The 14,791-nt window shown below is 67.1% G+C and carries 14 protein-coding genes and 1 tRNA gene; 8 read left to right on the forward strand and 7 right to left on the reverse strand.

Translation table 11 applies throughout. From position 1 onward, the window contains the following. The 7 genes from ACZ4TO_RS24805 to ACZ4TO_RS24835 all read left to right on the forward strand — a co-directional run. Positions 1 to 1,234: MSCRAMM family protein (locus ACZ4TO_RS24805; RefSeq protein ID WP_468025230.1), on the forward strand; the 1,234-nt coding region annotated here is incomplete at its 5' end. A 491-nt stretch (positions 1,235 to 1,725) separates the two neighbouring features. Next, entirely contained in the window at positions 1,726 to 2,151 is a 426-nt protein-coding gene (locus ACZ4TO_RS24810) for a GntR family transcriptional regulator (RefSeq protein WP_468025231.1), read from the forward strand. Next, entirely contained in the window at positions 2,129 to 3,046 is a 918-nt protein-coding gene (locus ACZ4TO_RS24815) for an ABC transporter ATP-binding protein (RefSeq protein ID WP_468025232.1), read from the forward strand. The genes ACZ4TO_RS24810 and ACZ4TO_RS24815 overlap by 23 nt, the downstream gene beginning before the upstream one ends. Further along, positions 3,043 to 3,954 carry a hypothetical protein gene (locus ACZ4TO_RS24820; RefSeq protein ID WP_468025233.1) on the forward strand — a complete coding sequence of 304 codons (912 nt, stop codon included), beginning with the start codon at positions 3,043 to 3,045 and terminating at the stop codon, positions 3,952 to 3,954. The genes ACZ4TO_RS24815 and ACZ4TO_RS24820 overlap by 4 nt, the downstream gene beginning before the upstream one ends. Positions 3,955 to 4,304: 350 nt before the next feature. Next, entirely contained in the window at positions 4,305 to 4,814 is a 510-nt protein-coding gene (locus ACZ4TO_RS24825) for a hypothetical protein (RefSeq protein WP_468025234.1), read from the forward strand. Between the two features lie 61 nt (positions 4,815 to 4,875). Then, positions 4,876 to 5,235 (forward strand): PadR family transcriptional regulator, encoded by a 360-nt coding sequence (locus tag ACZ4TO_RS24830; protein WP_468025235.1) that lies wholly within the window; start codon positions 4,876 to 4,878, stop codon positions 5,233 to 5,235. Then, positions 5,232 to 6,188 (forward strand): hypothetical protein, encoded by a 957-nt coding sequence (locus tag ACZ4TO_RS24835; protein WP_468025236.1) that lies wholly within the window; start codon positions 5,232 to 5,234, stop codon positions 6,186 to 6,188. Before ACZ4TO_RS24830 ends, ACZ4TO_RS24835 begins: the two co-directional genes overlap by 4 nt. A 120-nt stretch (positions 6,189 to 6,308) precedes the next feature. Here ACZ4TO_RS24835 and ACZ4TO_RS24840 read toward each other — a convergent pair whose 3' ends face one another. The 6 genes from ACZ4TO_RS24840 to ACZ4TO_RS24865 all read right to left on the reverse strand — a co-directional run bounded on the left by ACZ4TO_RS24840 (position 6,309) and on the right by ACZ4TO_RS24865 (position 11,550). Continuing rightward, a complete protein-coding gene (locus ACZ4TO_RS24840; RefSeq protein WP_468025237.1) occupies positions 6,309 to 6,629 on the reverse strand; it encodes a hypothetical protein in 321 nt (106 codons plus the stop codon). Positions 6,630 to 6,875: 246 nt separating this feature from the next. Further along, positions 6,876 to 6,949: transfer RNA gene (locus ACZ4TO_RS24845), tRNA-Pro, on the reverse strand. A gap of 28 nt (positions 6,950 to 6,977) precedes the next feature. Then, on the reverse strand, positions 6,978 to 7,778 hold the full coding sequence (locus ACZ4TO_RS24850; protein WP_468025238.1) for a Pr6Pr family membrane protein: 801 nt from the start codon (positions 7,776 to 7,778) through the stop codon (positions 6,978 to 6,980). A gap of 268 nt (positions 7,779 to 8,046) precedes the next feature. After that, entirely contained in the window at positions 8,047 to 8,973 is a 927-nt protein-coding gene (locus ACZ4TO_RS24855; RefSeq protein WP_385043589.1) for a metallophosphoesterase, read from the reverse strand. Between the two features lie 1,087 nt (positions 8,974 to 10,060). Further along, positions 10,061 to 10,645, reverse strand: coding sequence for a hypothetical protein (locus tag ACZ4TO_RS24860; RefSeq protein ID WP_468025239.1), 585 nt, complete (start codon positions 10,643 to 10,645; stop codon positions 10,061 to 10,063). Between the two features lie 644 nt (positions 10,646 to 11,289). Beyond that, positions 11,290 to 11,550 (reverse strand): recombinase family protein, encoded by a 261-nt coding sequence (locus tag ACZ4TO_RS24865; protein WP_382783859.1) that lies wholly within the window; start codon positions 11,548 to 11,550, stop codon positions 11,290 to 11,292. Positions 11,551 to 11,572: 22 nt separating this feature from the next. On the opposite strand from ACZ4TO_RS24865, the gene ACZ4TO_RS24870 reads away from it, so the two are divergent. Continuing rightward, positions 11,573 to 12,037: a GatB/YqeY domain-containing protein gene (locus ACZ4TO_RS24870; protein WP_468025240.1), complete on the forward strand. Its 465-nt coding sequence runs from the start codon at positions 11,573 to 11,575 to the stop codon at positions 12,035 to 12,037. 340 nt (positions 12,038 to 12,377) lie between these two features. Here the strand turns inward: ACZ4TO_RS24870 and ACZ4TO_RS24875 are convergent, their stop codons facing one another. Continuing rightward, positions 12,378 to 14,678: a transglycosylase domain-containing protein gene (locus ACZ4TO_RS24875; RefSeq protein ID WP_382783864.1), complete on the reverse strand. Its 2,301-nt coding sequence runs from the start codon at positions 14,676 to 14,678 to the stop codon at positions 12,378 to 12,380. Between the last annotated feature and the right edge of the window lie 113 nt (positions 14,679 to 14,791).

Genomic DNA, 14,791 nt, shown 5'->3' on the forward strand with positions numbered 1-14,791 from the left:
ACGGGGTGCGGCCGGTACTTGTGGGGAGACGGTCGAGACGGGGACGTACTACTGGCAGGAGACGGCCGCGCCGGACGGCTACGACCTGCCGGATCCTGCCGTGTTCGGCCCGCTGGTCCTCACCGACGCCAACGTCGAGACAGGCGTTTCTGTGACCGCGCAGGACACGAAGACACCTGTGGATCCTGGTGAGGGTCGGGTGCGGGTGAGGAAGGTGGACGCCGACTCCGGTGTCGCTTTGCGCGGTGCGGAGTTCCAGTTGTGGCGGGAGACCAACGGAGCCACTGGCCTGCAGACCACCGGTATCAACCCTGACACCAAGGTCGGTGATCCGTGTGTGACGGGTGCGGCCGGTACTTGTGGGGAGACGGTCGAGACGGGGACGTACTACTGGCAGGAGACGGCCGCGCCGGACGGCTACGACCTGCCGGATCCTGCTGTGTTCGGCCCTCTGGTCCTCACCGACGCCAACGCCGGCGCCGGTGTTTCCGTCACCGCGGGCGACACCAAGACTCCCGTGACGCCCGGCGAGGGCCGGGTCCGCGTGAGGAAGGTCGACGCCGACTCCGGTGTCCCGCTGCGCGGTGCGGAGTTCCAGCTTTGGCAGGAGACCAACGGAACCACTGGCCTGCAGACCACCGGTATCAACCCTGACACCAAGGTCGGCGACCCCTGCGTCACCGGGGCGGCCGGCACCTGCGGCGAGACCGTCCCGACCGGCACCTACTACTGGCAGGAGACCGCCGCGCCCGACGGCTACGACCTGCCGGATCCTGCTGTGTTCGGCCCCCTCATCCTCACCGACGCCAACGTCGGCACAGGCGTCTCAGTGACCGCGAAGGACACTAAGACGCCCGCGGAACACGACGGCTCGCTCCACCTGAAGAAGTCCGACGCCAAAACCGGGCGGCCGCTGGAAGGCGCCGTGTTCGAGCTGTGGAAGGAGTCGAACGGCCGGGCCGGGCTGCAGACGAACGGCCGCACCCCGGACACCCTGACGGGTACCGAGTGCACCACGGGCAGGAGGGGCACCTGTGACTTCGACCCCCTCGCGTACGGCACGTACTACCTGCGCGAGACCGCCGTGCCGGACGGCTACGTCCTGCCGGACAACCCGGTGACCGGCCCGTACGTCATCGACGGCGCTCACGAGGACGTCACGGTCAAGGTCAAGAACAAGCGCGATTGCACGGCGGGCTACGGCGACAAGTGCCACGGGTACGGCGAACACTGACCCGAACAGCACAACTGCACCCGGGTGGATATCGCTTGGGAACGGTCTTGAGCACCTGATGGAAGATCGGCTGATGACCGGCTCACTGCCGGTCATCAGCTGTTTTCAGGGTTGCTGCGGCTCGGGAACACCGTGCCTTCCGGTGCCCACGGCCGACGCTGCGAAGAGATTCACCGAGGGGCAGGGCAGTGTCCGTCACGGCCCCCGACGGCGCCTTCATCGCGACCTGGTGACGGGCGAATGGGGTGGGGAGCGAGGGTGGCGGGGAGGCATCTGCGTCATGCCCGCGGTTCCCCCTCGTTGAAGCAGCCGCCCTTCGTTGTGGCCGGCGCCCTTGCCGGTTGCTCGCGAACCGGGGCTATCGATCGTGGAGTCGTCGCTGCGCGCGTCAGTCCGGAGCCTGCCCCGCGCTTCTCCTCCGGTCCGGTCGATGAACCTGGCTTGACGTGCACCGATCTTTCATTGCACTATTCAAGTAGTTCATTAGTGCAATGGGGGTTGGGGTCGTGGGATTCGATTTCCGGATCGATCGGCGCGGCGGCATCCCCGCGTACGTGCAGATCGTCCAGCAGGTCCAGCAAGCGATGCGGCTCGGCCTGCTGCAGCCGGGCGACCGGCTGCCGACCGCGCGTGCCGTGGTCGAGGCCACCGCGCTCAACCCCAACACCGTCCTCAAGGCGTATCGCGAACTGGAATCCCAGGGCCTGGTCGAAACCCGGCGCAGGCATGGGACGTTCGTGACCGGCACGCTCGGCGCATCCACCGCCGACTCCCCCTGGCGTGCCGAACTCGCCGACGTCGCGGCACGGGCCCGCGCTGCCGGGCTTGAGCGCGACGACCTCGCAGCACTGTTCAGTGCCGTACTCGAAGATCTCTATGTGTCGAAGGAACCTGATGTCCCATCCCCCCAGCCCTGAGACGGCGCTCGCCGCCACGGGTGTCACCAAGCGGTACCGGCGCAGGGGCCCGGACGTGCTCGAGGAGTGCAGTTTCCGCATACCCGCCGGGGTGGTGTGTGCCCTCGTCGGTCCCAATGGCGCGGGCAAGTCCACCCTGCTGGAGCTGGCCGCCGGCATGCAGCGGACCACCACCGGGGCGGTCGAAGTCCTCGACGGCATGCCGCACGCCGGCCATCCCCGCGTGGCCTACCTCGCTCAACACCGTCCGATGTTCGGGCGGTTCACGGTCGCCGAGACGCTGCGGCTGGGTGCCCGCCTCAACGTCGACAACTGGGACGCGGAACTGGCCGAGCATGTCGCCGCCCCAGCTCGATTCCGCAAGAGCGACCGCATCGGCGACCTTTCGGGCGGCGAGCGCACCCGCATCGCGTTGGCTCTCGCACTCGGCAAGCGGGCGGACCTGCTCCTGCTCGACGAACCCATGGCCGACCTCGACGTCCTGGCCCGCAAGGAGCTGATGGGTCTGCTCCTGGCGCATGTCGCCGACACGGGGACCACCGTGGTGATGTCCTCCCACATCATCGGCGAGCTCGCGGACGCCTGCGACCACCTCCTGCTGCTCGACGAGGGCAGGACCCGGTTGTGCGGCGACATCGACGAGCTCATCGCCTCGCACGCCGTCGTGACTCTTCCAGGGCCCGTGGAGCTGCTGGCCGGGCACACCGTGATCGAGTCCCGGCCGGCCGGCCGCGGCATCAGCGTTCTGATCAGGCCCTCCGGCGCTCCACTGCCCGCGGAATGGGAGGTGCGCACGCCGTCGCTGGAGGAACTCATCCTCGCTCACCTGGACACCGGCGAAGCCTCCCGACCGACTTCCTCCACTTCACTGCTCGCCAAGGAATCCGCCGCATGAGCCCCAGCCCCGCCATAGCCTCCGCACTGAAGTCGCCTCTCCCGGGAGGCCGTCTGCCACTCGTGCGGACCGCTCTGCGGCAGTACTGGATCCCCTTCGCGATCCTCCTGCTCCTGGCCGCACGCATCGGAGCGGATCTGGTGTATCACTACGACGGGTGGACCGACGCCGTAGCGCTGCGTGCTCATGTCGGCAGCCACGCCTACCACTTCGGGCGTTACGTGGACGACGCCCACAACAAGACCGCGAAACTGCTGTCCGACAACAGTTCGATCGTCTTCCGGCCCGCCCTTTGCTCCGCCGCGCTCGCCGGTCTCCTGACGGCCCTGGAGTGGGAGAGCCGACGTGTCACCCTGGTACTGACCCAGTCCGTCACGCCCCGTCGCTGGTTCACCACCCGCTGGGCCACACTCGCGGCACTCCTCGTCCTGCTGACACTGCCGCTCGTCGTCCTGTACCAGCGCAGCGCCATCCACGCCTATCGGCTTGACCTGCTGGTCCACGGCGTCGATCAGCAGACCGCGTACTTCACGGTCGGGCCCGTCACCCTCGCCTACGTCGTGCTCGGCGTCGCCGCCGGCGCCTGGACAGGGACCGTGCTGCGCCGTTCCTGGCTCGCCGTCGTCGCCGCCCCCGCCCTCACCTGGTTGCTGGCCGCTCTCCTGGTCCGCTCCCGAGCGGTCCTGCTGGCCGACCCCTGGATCTTCTCCAAGGTTCACGGCTTCCATCTCGGGGGCGTGCTCGGCCTGCAGTTCGACGACCTGCTTCCCCAGGACTCCTACCTCATCAACTCTCTGGACGCCGGCGACTACTGGGGCTACCAGATCGCCTCCAGTGTGCTCGTCCTGGCACTCACCGCTCTGCTCGTCCACGGGGCACTGCGCACCTTGCGCCGCCGCATCGCGTAACTTCCCGGACGGCGCCTTCCTGTATCGCGCCGCCTCTCGTGCCCGAACGGACGGACCCGGTGCGGCCTCTACGGCCGGGTCCGTCGGCACGCCTCGACAAGGATCCGCCCGCCCCGCGGCCAACGTGCCGCCCGCGATCCGGTTCGGCGACCCGACCCCCTCCTCCTTGGGCTCTCGGCCCAGCCCTCCGCACGGACGCGTGAGCCTGCCGCCCGGCAGTGACTCACTGTGGGACACGCGGTGGTTCGGCCTGCCCTCCAACGTCACTCAGTCCAGCTCCGAGAGGAACTTCCGTGACTCCCTCCGACCACGAAACGGGGCGCCACCCCGGCGCCGCCGACGGACTTTCCGTGGCGAAGAAGCCTTCCGTCTGGGCTGGTCCTCGCCGGATCATGTGGCTTCTGGTGGCGGGCAGTCTGCTGGGCGTCGTGAACCAGCTCTTCTCCTCCGGCGAGCTGCACGACGTCCTGAACCTCCCCGTCCTCCTTCTTACCGGCGGAGGCATCCTGGCCATGTGCCTCTCGCCGTGGTGGGGCCGTAGCCAGAAGTGGACCGCGGCCGCCTGGCTGCTGGTGCCCAACTGGCTCGCCGCACTGCCGGCTTCGGTGATCGGCAGCCACGCCGTCCACTGGGTGCTGACTCTGGCGGCGGTGGGCGTCCGCGTCGGCGCCATCCGGTGGCTGTGGCTCTCGCGGACCCCGCCCGCCCCCGATCGGGAGTTGTTCCGTCTTCCTGGCTGGGCACGCGTTCTGTGCTGGAGTGCCGTGATCCTGGCCATCGTGTTCGAGGCCGTTCTGTGGGGGATGTCGTTCGAAGTTCTCCACAGCAGCGGCATCAAGACCGGCAGCCTCACCCCGTGAGCGCACGAATGATCGCCGAATCCGTCCCGCCATAGTCAGTCATGCGATATATATAGCGCTCATGACTAACAGGGATGGCCGACAGCCGATGCGGGAGCCGACGCTGCTGCTGATGGCCGCACTGGCCGACGCACCCCGGCACGGATACGCGCTGATCGCCGAAGTCGCGCAGATGTCGCAGGGTCGGGTACGCCTGCGGGCAGGCACGTTGTACGGAGCGCTGGACCGACTGCTGGAGGAAGGGCTGGTGCGGGTGGAACGCGAGGAGGTCGTCGACGGCCGGGCCCGGCGCGTGTATGCGCTCACGCCGTCCGGCACGACAGTGCTGGACGCCGAGGTGCGGCGGATGGAGGAGGTGGCCCGCGAGGCGCGCCGCCGACTGGGACGCCTCGCGGGCGGCGCCCAGGGGGTGACGGGATGAGCACCGTGCTGTTGCGCCTGGCTGTCCGGCTCCACCCCGCCCCCTACCGAGCCGAGATGGGTGAGGAACTCGAGGATGCCGCGCTCGCCGCGTCCGCCGGTCGTGGCCGGGCCGCGCACATGGCGGAGGCGGCCTCGCTGGCCGCGCACGGGCTGCGGCTGCGGGCGGGGCTCGGCGCCGAGAGCGCCCGTGGCAAAGCACTCGCCGGCCTCGTCCCCCTTGCCCTGGCACTGAGCATCGCCGGAGATCTGGCGTTCAGGATCCTCCAGGCCGACATGTTCCGGCGCGTGCTGAGCTGGGACCGGATGGAGCAGACCTTCGGCATCTACCAGGCGCTGGCCGGTGTCGCTCTTGCCGCGTTCGCCCTCGCCGCGCTGCTGGCCGGACGGGTCCCAGCGGCCAGAGGCCTGGGAACGGCCGCCGCGGCGGCCACCGCATGGTCGGGGGCCGTGGCCGTGTCGCACGCGCTCGCGCACCAAGGCTCCACGCTGTGGCTGCTCGCCGGGACCGCCGGACCGCTCCTGGCCTGCGCGTTGTTGTGGGTGGCCCCGCTGCGGCTGACCCCCGGGTCGAAGGACCGCACGGCATGGTCCGTGGTGGCCGCGGCTCTGCTCGCGCTGGTGGTGCTGAACAAGGTTCCCGGCTCGAACGTCTGGGGCGTGACGGACCTGGCCCTGCTGCTCGCCGCAGGTCTCGCGGCCTCGCGCACCCGTCCGGCGGCGTGGGCCGGACTGGTCGCCCTGTTGCCGCTGTATCCCATCGCTGCTTTCCAGCTCTCCCAGCAGACCGGTCTCGTCTTCACCGCGCGGATCGAGGCCGGCGTCGTGCTGGCGCTCGTGGCCGCCGTGGTGGTGTTCTGCGCCCGGGGCTGGACGGCGCTGCGGCCCGGACACCACGCCGCGGGAGGCGACGGCCCGCGGGGGGACACCGACGACGGCCCGCTCCTGTCCTGAACCTCTGCGCTCACAGCCGGTGGCCCGCCGTGGACGGGGCGGGCCACCGGCTGTGCAGCGCGATCACCGGCTCCGCCGCACCGCGGCCCCGACATGCCGGTACGGGCCAGGCCGTACGCGTCACTTCCTCCGGACGGCCGCGAGCGCCAGCACCATGCTCGAAAGCAGCACGAACACCACGAGCGAGGCGTAGAACAGGGCTTCGATCCAGCCGGCGTTCGCACCAGTGAGCGTGCCGTCTGCAGACACGCATGTCACCTCTGGTGGAAAGCTCTGCCTTCGCACGTCGCCGCAGGTATTCGGCAGGTCGTCATTGACGACGTATGCGTTCACCCAGCACAGCACCCAGCTGACGAGGAAGACGCCAAGCGAGGCCAAGGAGACGCCCCACAACGCGGTCGGGCGGTCGGCTGTCTCAGAGCCCGCCGGAGGTGCTGTCATGGCAGGGAGCGTACTGGATCTTGGCGCTGTGACTAGGGTGGTTACCTGACCGCCCTCCCCCGCCCACCACTCTCCCTTGCTCCCGTCCCGTCCGCGGTCGAGTCGACCCACACGCATGTGGGCGAGTGAAGCCAGGGGCATGGAATTCCTTGATCCACTCCCCGTTCACTCCCCAGAGGCTCCGGGGAACGAGTCAGGGCCGGTTTCCCATGAAGGAAAACCGGCCCTGACTTGGTGTTTTAGCTGTCGGGGTGGCGGGATTTGAACCCACGACCTCTTCGTCCCGAACGAAGCGCGCTGCCAAGCTGCGCTACACCCCGATTGTCGCTGCTCTCGCGGCGACGTCGTTTACTTTAGCCCACCGGTGGCCTGAGACGAAATCCGGTTTTCTGGGCGTCGGACGCGGCGTCGGACCGGGTCGGGGCGCACGTGGTCGAGGACGACGATCAGGAGGGCCAGGGCGTAGAAGGCGGTGCCGAGGATGGCTGTGTTGCCGAGGACACCTCCGTAGCCGTGCCGGTCGACGTCGACGAAGGGGTAGAGGTAACGCGCCAGCGTCCCGGACGTCAGCATCGCGCCGCGGGCCAGGCTGAAAGCCAGGTAAGCGAGGGGGTAGATCAGCCAGGTCGCCGCGTTGCGCAGCGCCAGCGGGGTCGGGCGGGTCAGCAGGAGCCAGTCGAGGGCCACGGCGATCGGCGTGACCGTGTGGAGGAGCTGGTTGGCGACCGCGTGCCACCCGGAGAGCGTGTCGTCGCCTCCGGTCATGGAGAACGGCGTCGACTCGTTCGCCAGGATCAGGTGGTAGACCAGGCCCGTGATCGAGATGTAGATCAACGTGCCGCCGGTCAGCACCCCTGGCAGGGGCCTGCGCGCCGACCAGGCCCGGCGCGCCGACGCCGCGAAGACCACGGCCACGAGCAGATTGGTCTGGATCGTGAAGTAGCTCAGCACCCGGGCCGGGCTTCCCAGCTTCATCTCGATGGCCACGCCCGTCGCCGCCGCGAGGGCCACCAGAGCCCGGTAGATCGCGGTGACCGGGCGGTGCGAGGGGGCCACCACCGCCGTCGCCGGGACGAAGGGGTGGGTCGACGGGATGATGCCCGGTATCGCGGGGAGGTCGGGTATGTCCCTGGGCATAGGGGTGATCATGCCCTCACGCTAAGCGGATCGAGGCATTTGGGCGATATGGGTAGACCGGGCGGGTTACATGGTCACGGGGGTGGTCGTCATCCCGTTCAGCGTCGCCCCATCGTCACCGGTCGTGTCGATGGGGCTTCGTGCTGTCTCGGTTGTTCGTCCGCCGCAGTGCAGTCGAATCCACCGCGGCGCGGGACGACCTGGGCCGAGGTTCTGGCCTGGCCGATCCGGCGAGCTCACCCACACCGGATCCGGTCCCAGGGCGCGCCCCCTCAGGTGCCTACGCCCGCTCCACCAGCGTCAGCAGCGACGCCTCCGGCGGGCAGGCGAAGCGGACCGGGGTGTAGCGGCTCGCGCCGCAGCCCGCTGAGACGTGCATGTACGACGTGTGGCCCTCCGCCGTGTGCCGGGAGAGGCCCTTGACGCGGTCCGTGTCCAGGTCGCAGTTCGTGACGAAGGCGCCGTAGAAGGGGAGGCAGATCTGGCCGCCGTGGGTGTGGCCCGCCAGGATCAGGGGGTAGCCGTCGGCGGTGAAGGCGTCCAGGCTGCGCAGGTACGGGGCGTGCACGACACCCATCGAGAAGTCGGCCGACTCGGACGGGCCGCCGGCCACGCGCGCGTAGCGGTCGCGTTTGATGTGCGGGTCGTCGAGGCCGGTCAGCTCGATCTCCGCGCCGTCGATCTTCAGCGTCCCCCGGGTGTTCGTCAGGTTCAGCCAGCCGGCGGTGTCGAAACCTTCGCGCAGGTCCTCCCACGGGTTGTGGACGGCGCCCACGACCGGCTTGTTGCCGTTCAGCCCGTGACGGCCCGCCGCCTTCTCGAACAGGTACCGGGCGGGGTTGCGGAGGGTGGGTCCGTAGTAGTCGTTCGAACCGAAGACGTACGCACCCGGGAACTCCATCAGGGGGCCGAGCGCGTCCAGTACCTCGGGCACGCCCTCCGGGTCCGAGAGGTTGTCCCCGGTGTTGATCACGAAGTCGGGGCGCAGGCCGGCCAGCGAGCGCAGCCAGCGCTGCTTCTTGCGCTGTCCGCTCACCATGTGGATGTCGGAGACCTGGAGAAGGCGCAGCGGTCGCATCCCGGGAGGCAGAACCGGGACAGTCACCCGCCGCAGGCGGAAGGAACGGGCCTCGAACCCCGCCGAGTACAGCAGTCCGGCGGCGCCCACCGCCGTGATTCCCAGGGGTACTCCGTATCGCGCGCGCATACGCCCATCGTGTCAGACTCCGCCGAGCGCTCTTCACCCCCTGTGGACAGTCCGGAAGTCCCTGCCCAGTGGCTTCTTGAGACACCTACTGGCTGCGGGACTGCAGAACTTGGCACTTGCAGCACGCAAGGCCCGCCCGCTCCTCTGGGTATGAGCGGAGCGGTCACGCTCTCGGTCCAGCATGTCCTGGAGTCGTCAACGCAGCGTAGATGTCGCTCGGTTCGGCGTTCGAGTGCTTGGCAAGCTTGGGTACCTGCTTCGCCCCGTCGAAGGGGATCAGCGCGCGATGGGTTGTGCGGGTGCGGGTGCGGGTGCGGGCCGCGGCGTCTGCCAGTAGGCGGTGCGTGACGAGCGCGGCCTCGTCTTCACGGCCCGAGGGTGTGGTCGCGATGGCTGTTGCCTCCTCATCGCGACCGACGGAGGGCAAGCCCACCTCTTCGGCAGGCGCAGTCGTCATCAGGCCCGTGGCAGGACTTCTTCGCGAGCTTCTCGCGGACCGATTACCACGGTGAGAGCCTCAGGACGCGTGGAGTGCTCTTTGACAGACACGTTGCCGCGCTGATCAGACGCAGGTCCCCGAGCCCGAGACGAGTAATCGATCACCATCGCCGACTTGCTGCAACCAAGCGAAGCCCACATGACAGATCCACTTGCACCTTGCGCCGAAGCGAAATGGTAGGGACCGGCGGGATATTTGGCGCTTCCACTCGAATCATTCTCAGGCCACGCTGACGTAATGTGAAGAAACGATCGATTTGGGTTCGTCGCGTCAGCTACCCGAAGGCCGCAGGAGTCCCCCTGAACGTATGCGATCAGGCGGAAAGAATCCTTTCGGACCTCTCCTATCACCTTGGGGGTGTGCGAATTCGAAGGGAACTCATCCGCTGCGATGATTTTTTCTTCGGTCTCATCGATCGAGTCAAGTCGGCTCAGGTGTGTGAATTGGGGAGCCGATGGTTCGTGCGTAGCCCCATCTCCGCTTCCTGAAGTGCATGCGACACACAAGAGCGGAAGGGTGGCCCCTAAGGCTAGCCTTCGAAGAACCTGCACCATGGGGCCACCCTTTCACACCGGAAATTTAGACTGTCTAGTCCAGCCACTGATTGAAGCATACGCCGATAGGCTTATACACGTCGACTGTGTGGGGGATACTCCGCATATCCCTGAACTTGACAAGATAGTGCTGGAAGAGAGTGTACGCTTCAATATTCCCATGCTTGCCTCTGGGGACTTCGTAGCGCGTCTCATCAGTGACTTTATAAGTATTTGTCACATCAAAGCCTACATTGGCAGAGATGAGACCTTTGCTGATGCCGGCGCTACCGCTGAGCTGGACCGATCGCTCCTTGGTGACGGACAGGACCAGGGTGGTCTTACCGTTTCCGGCAGTCTTCGAAATTACTTGCGTGCTGCACGACTCGCCCAGATTCGATACCCATCGAGGCCTGACGATCGAGGGTGACTGCGCGTAATCCGTATTGTGCTTGATTGTCAACCTGGCCCCAGGCTTGGTGAGGTTGCCAGGTATCTTGGCTCCAGGCTCAAAGAATTGCGCGATGGGGCTGGCGCGAGGAGTCTTTGTCTCATCCTGGGCCGCGGTCGGAGTAATTGCTAAACCCATACTCACGGCTACTGCGCCGACGATTGCGCCGATCCGTGCTGTGCTATTCACGAGTCCCCCTAGGTCTTGGTTCGCGTCTCTTGGGCTGCATTCCGTACTGGCGAACAAGTAAGAACCTAGTGGCTGCACAGGGCATCTCTCAATGGAATTGAGTGAGTCTTGAGAGTGGATTGATTGATTCCGGCAATAGTTTCTTTTTCACGGTTGCTTGAGAACTCGCCCGTGTATCCATAGCCAGTTCGGCCGCGAAGGCTCGAAACGAGCTCGCGTTGTCGAAGGGTTCGGTTTGGTCGCCACGAGCTCGAAGTCCACGTATCCGCCGTCGGTCCGACCCTCCTCGATGGTCAGGGTGGCGAAGCGGAAGCGAGGAGCTTGATCGAAGTGTCGGTGACGAACTGTTCGAGGGGCGCTCCGCTTGCCGTGCAGTGACAGTGCTGGGAGTCGGAGTCGTTCCGCCGTCGGCGGTTGAACCCCCTCTGCCTCTCATGTGGTTCCCGCAGCCCTTGCAGATGACCGGTCCCCGGAGGATGTAGGGGTGCTGCGGAGTGAGCCTCCCCCGGCTGACTGCGGCTCGTTGGCGCCTGCGCTCCTGGGCCTTGTCCCACATGCCGCGCTCGATGATCGCCCGAGCCCGCCAGTCGCCCTGGTTGATCTCCTTCCGCGGAAGACGCGGATGCCTGCGGCATGCCGGCTGGTCAGTTCTCCGCGTAGATCATGTCGTGGCTGACGGTGGCTCCGAGGCGTTCCGCGATGTCACGGCAGATACGCTCTTGTCGGTCGACGCCCGTTTGGTCGTCATCGTTCACGTGGGAGATCCGGCAGTAGATCGCCGCCGGTTCTCCCGTCCAGTCGGTACGTCCGCGTCCTCGGGCCTTTTGAGTTTCGGTCATCCGGGCCACCTTGCGGAGGCGTGCCGAGTCGCTTGTGACCTGCGATATCTCGTTGACCGGGTCCATGACAAAAGGCTATGAATAAACCATGACCACGCTCAAGTCGAAGTTGCAGGAAGACCTCAACGCCGCGATCAAGGGGCGCGACGAGCTCCGCTCCTCGACGCTCCGGCTGACCCTCTCCGCGATCACCAATGAGGAGGTCGCGGGCAAGACCAAGCGCGAACTCTCCGACGACGAAGTGCAGAAGGTGATCGCCCGCGAGGCGAAGAAGCGTCGTGAGGCGGCCGAGGCCTTCACGCAGGGCGGGCGCGCCGAGTCGGCCGAGCGTGAGCGGGCCGAGGGCGAGATTCTCGCCGTGTATCTGCCCAAGCAGCTTTCCGACGACGAGCTTCGGCAGATCGTCGCCCAGGCCGTCGAGGAGGCCAAGGCGGCCAGTGCCGAGGGTCCGCGTGCGATGGGTGCCGTCATGAAGATCGTGAACCCGAAGGTGGCCGGGCAGGCCGAGGGTGGTCGTGTCGCTGCCGTCGTGAAGCAGTTGCTCGCGGGCTGACACCGCCCCTGGACCGTTCCGCTCCGGCTCCGGCTCCGGCTCCGGGTCTGGGTTCGGGTTCGGCTCCGGGTCTGGGTACAGGTTCGGGTTCGGGTTCGGCTCCGGGTCTGGGTACAGGTTCGGGTTCGGGTTCGGCTCCGGGTCTGGGTTCAGGTTCGGGTTCGGGTTCGGGTTCGGTTGATGTTCCGGGTTCCTCGCCGGGTCGGCGATAGACCGGGTGGCATCCCGGGGCCTGCCGCGCAGCACCTCTTACGTCGAACGCCCCGTGTCCCAGGATCGACTCCTGGGCCACGGGGCGTTCACGCGTTCACGCGGCGGCGTACGGGCTACGGGCTGCGCCTCAGCGTTGGCCACCGTTCCCGTTTCCGCTGTTGGTGTTTCCGCTGTTCGTGTTGCCCTGGATCCATCCGTCGGGGAGCGAGACGGAGGGCGTCGGGAACGTCACCCCCCCGTCGCTCTGGCCGCTGATGGTGTTGCCGTTGATCGTGCCGGTGGTGTTGTCGTTGCCCCTGCCACCGTGGCGGCCGCGGCCCTTGTTGTTGTCGTCCTGGCCCTTGCCCTTGTTCTTGTCGGGGTCGGGGATGTTGACCAGGTTGAAGGACGGGGCGTCCTTGCCCGCGAGCGCGCCCGTCATCAGGTCCCGCCAGATCGGACCGGGGACCTGACCGCCGTACACCTTGTCGTACCAGGAACCGCCGATCTGGATGCCCCGCATCTTGACCTGCTGGGTGGCGCTGCCGACCCAGACGGCGCCGGAGAGGTTCGGCGTGTAGCCGACGAACCAGGCGTTCCTGCGCTCGTCCGTCGTACCCGTCTTACCGGCGTTGGCACGGTCCGTGAGGCCGGCCTGCTGACCCGTACCGGAGTCGATCACGCCGCTCAGCAGGCTGTTGACGGTGTCCGCGGTCGGCTCGGACATGGCCCGCGAGCAGGTCGACTTGGGCACGTCCAGGGACTTCTCGTGGCCGCCGATCTGCTGGCTGATCGACTCGATGGCCACCGGGGTGCAGTACATGCCGCGGGAGGCGAAGGCGGCGTACGCCGTGGCCATCGTGAGCGGCGAGATGCCCTTGGAGCCCAGGGCGATGGCGGGCACCTCGGGGAGCTTGTCGCCGTTGCCCTGGACCACGCCGAGCTTCTCGATCTGGTTCATCACCGGGCACAGGCCGATGTCGGAGATCATCTGCACGAAGTAGGTGTTGACCGACTTCGCCATCGCCTCCTTGAGCTGGTACGGGCCCTGCTCGGAGGCGCTTTCGTTCGGGACCTGCTCGTTGTTCTGGTTGGTCCACGGCTTGCTGCCGCAGGTCTGCACCGGACTGGGGTACGGCATCTTGTTCGGCGACGAGTACTCCTGCGTCGCCGGCCGGCCCTGCTCCAGCGCGGCCGCGGCCACGAACGGCTTGAACGTCGAACCGGTCGGGAAGCCGTAGTTCGAGCCGCCCATGTCGAAGTTGACCGAGTAGTTGTACTCGGTCTCGTTCTTCCCGTAGCCGTACGGCTTCGACTGGCCCATCCCGAGGATCTTGCCGGTGCCGGGCTCGACGAGGGTGGCCGCCGCGGCGACCTTGTCGGACTTGTAGATGTGGTCCTTCAGCGAGGCCTGGATCGACGCCTGGGACTGCGGGTCGAGCGTCGTACGGATCGTCAGGCCGCCCTGGTTCCAGACCTTCGCCCGCTCCTCCTTGGTCTTCCCGAAGACCGGGTCGCTCAGGAAGACCTTCTCCACGTACTTGCAGAAGAAGCTGGCGCCCTTGATCGCCGTGATGCAGCCGTTCTTGGGCTGGCTCACGTGCAGCCCGAGCTTCGCCTCCTTGGCGGCGTCGGCCTGCTCCTGGGAGATGTCGTGCACCTCGGCCATGCGCTGCAGCACCGTGTTGCGGCGCTTGACGGCCTCCTCCTCGTCGTTCACCGGGTCGTACCGGCTCGGCGACTGGACGATGCCCGCGAGCAGCGCGGACTCCTGGAGGTTCAGCTTCTTGGCGGGCTTGGAGAAGTAACGCTGGGAGGCGGCCTCGATGCCGTAGGCCTGCTCACCGAAGAACGTGATGTTCAGGTAGTTCTCGAGGATCTTCTTCTTGCCCAGCTTCTCTTCGAGCTGGATCGCGTACTTGAGCTCGCGGATCTTGCGGCCGATGGTCTGCTGGGTGGCCTGGGCGACCTTGGTCGGGTCGTCGCCGGCCTCTTCCACGAAGTAGTTCTTCACGAGCTGCTGGGTCAGGGTGGAGGCGCCCTGGGCCACCCCGCCGTTCTGCGCGTTCTGGTTGACCGCGCGCAGGATGCCCTTCAGGTCGATCGCACCGTGCTGGTAGAAGCGCGAGTCCTCGATCGCGACGATCGCCTTCTGCATGTACGGCGAGATGTCCTTGAGGTCGACCACCGTGCGGTCGCGCGAGTAGACGGTCGCGAGCTGGCCGCCCTTGCTGTCCAGGATCGTCGTCCGCTGACTCAGCGACGGACTCTTCAGATTGTCCGGAATGTCATCGAATCCCTGGACCGACCCCTTGGCCGCCAGACCGAGCGCGCCCGCGGCGGGCAGCGCGATTCCGGCCATGACGGCGCCCGCGAGCACGCTGACACCGAGGAACTTGGCGGCCTGCTGCGTAGTGGACAGACCACCGCCCGAGCGCTTCTTTGGCATGAGGGCAGCCTACGTTCTCATTCGCCGGACACGCGTATATGCCTTGGCCTAAGCTGCTCACAACTGTCACAGCAGTGCGGCCACGTATCAATACGTCCGGCGACCCCGAATCG

The sequence above is a fragment of the Streptomyces sp. NPDC028298 genome (assembly GCF_055565895.1).

Excerpts from the sequence above, each read along its gene's own strand:
- ACZ4TO_RS24835 (WP_468025236.1), top strand. The coding sequence starts at position 5,232 with ATGAGCACCGTGCTGTTGCGCCTGGCTGTCCGGCTCCACCCCGCCCCC.
- ACZ4TO_RS24820 (WP_468025233.1), top strand. The coding sequence starts at position 3,043 with ATGAGCCCCAGCCCCGCCATAGCCTCCGCACTGAAGTCGCCTCTCCCG.
- ACZ4TO_RS24815 (WP_468025232.1), top strand. The coding sequence starts at position 2,129 with ATGTCCCATCCCCCCAGCCCTGAGACGGCGCTCGCCGCCACGGGTGTC.
- ACZ4TO_RS24850 (WP_468025238.1), bottom strand. The coding sequence starts at position 7,778 with ATGATCACCCCTATGCCCAGGGACATACCCGACCTCCCCGCGATACCG.
- ACZ4TO_RS24810 (WP_468025231.1), top strand. The coding sequence starts at position 1,726 with ATGGGGGTTGGGGTCGTGGGATTCGATTTCCGGATCGATCGGCGCGGC.
- ACZ4TO_RS24870 (WP_468025240.1), top strand. The coding sequence starts at position 11,573 with ATGACCACGCTCAAGTCGAAGTTGCAGGAAGACCTCAACGCCGCGATC.
- ACZ4TO_RS24855 (WP_385043589.1), bottom strand. The coding sequence starts at position 8,973 with ATGCGCGCGCGATACGGAGTACCCCTGGGAATCACGGCGGTGGGCGCC.
- ACZ4TO_RS24840 (WP_468025237.1), bottom strand. The coding sequence starts at position 6,629 with ATGACAGCACCTCCGGCGGGCTCTGAGACAGCCGACCGCCCGACCGCG.
- ACZ4TO_RS24865 (WP_382783859.1), bottom strand. The coding sequence starts at position 11,550 with ATGGACCCGGTCAACGAGATATCGCAGGTCACAAGCGACTCGGCACGC.
- ACZ4TO_RS24875 (WP_382783864.1), bottom strand. The coding sequence starts at position 14,678 with ATGCCAAAGAAGCGCTCGGGCGGTGGTCTGTCCACTACGCAGCAGGCC.
- ACZ4TO_RS24830 (WP_468025235.1), top strand. The coding sequence starts at position 4,876 with ATGACTAACAGGGATGGCCGACAGCCGATGCGGGAGCCGACGCTGCTG.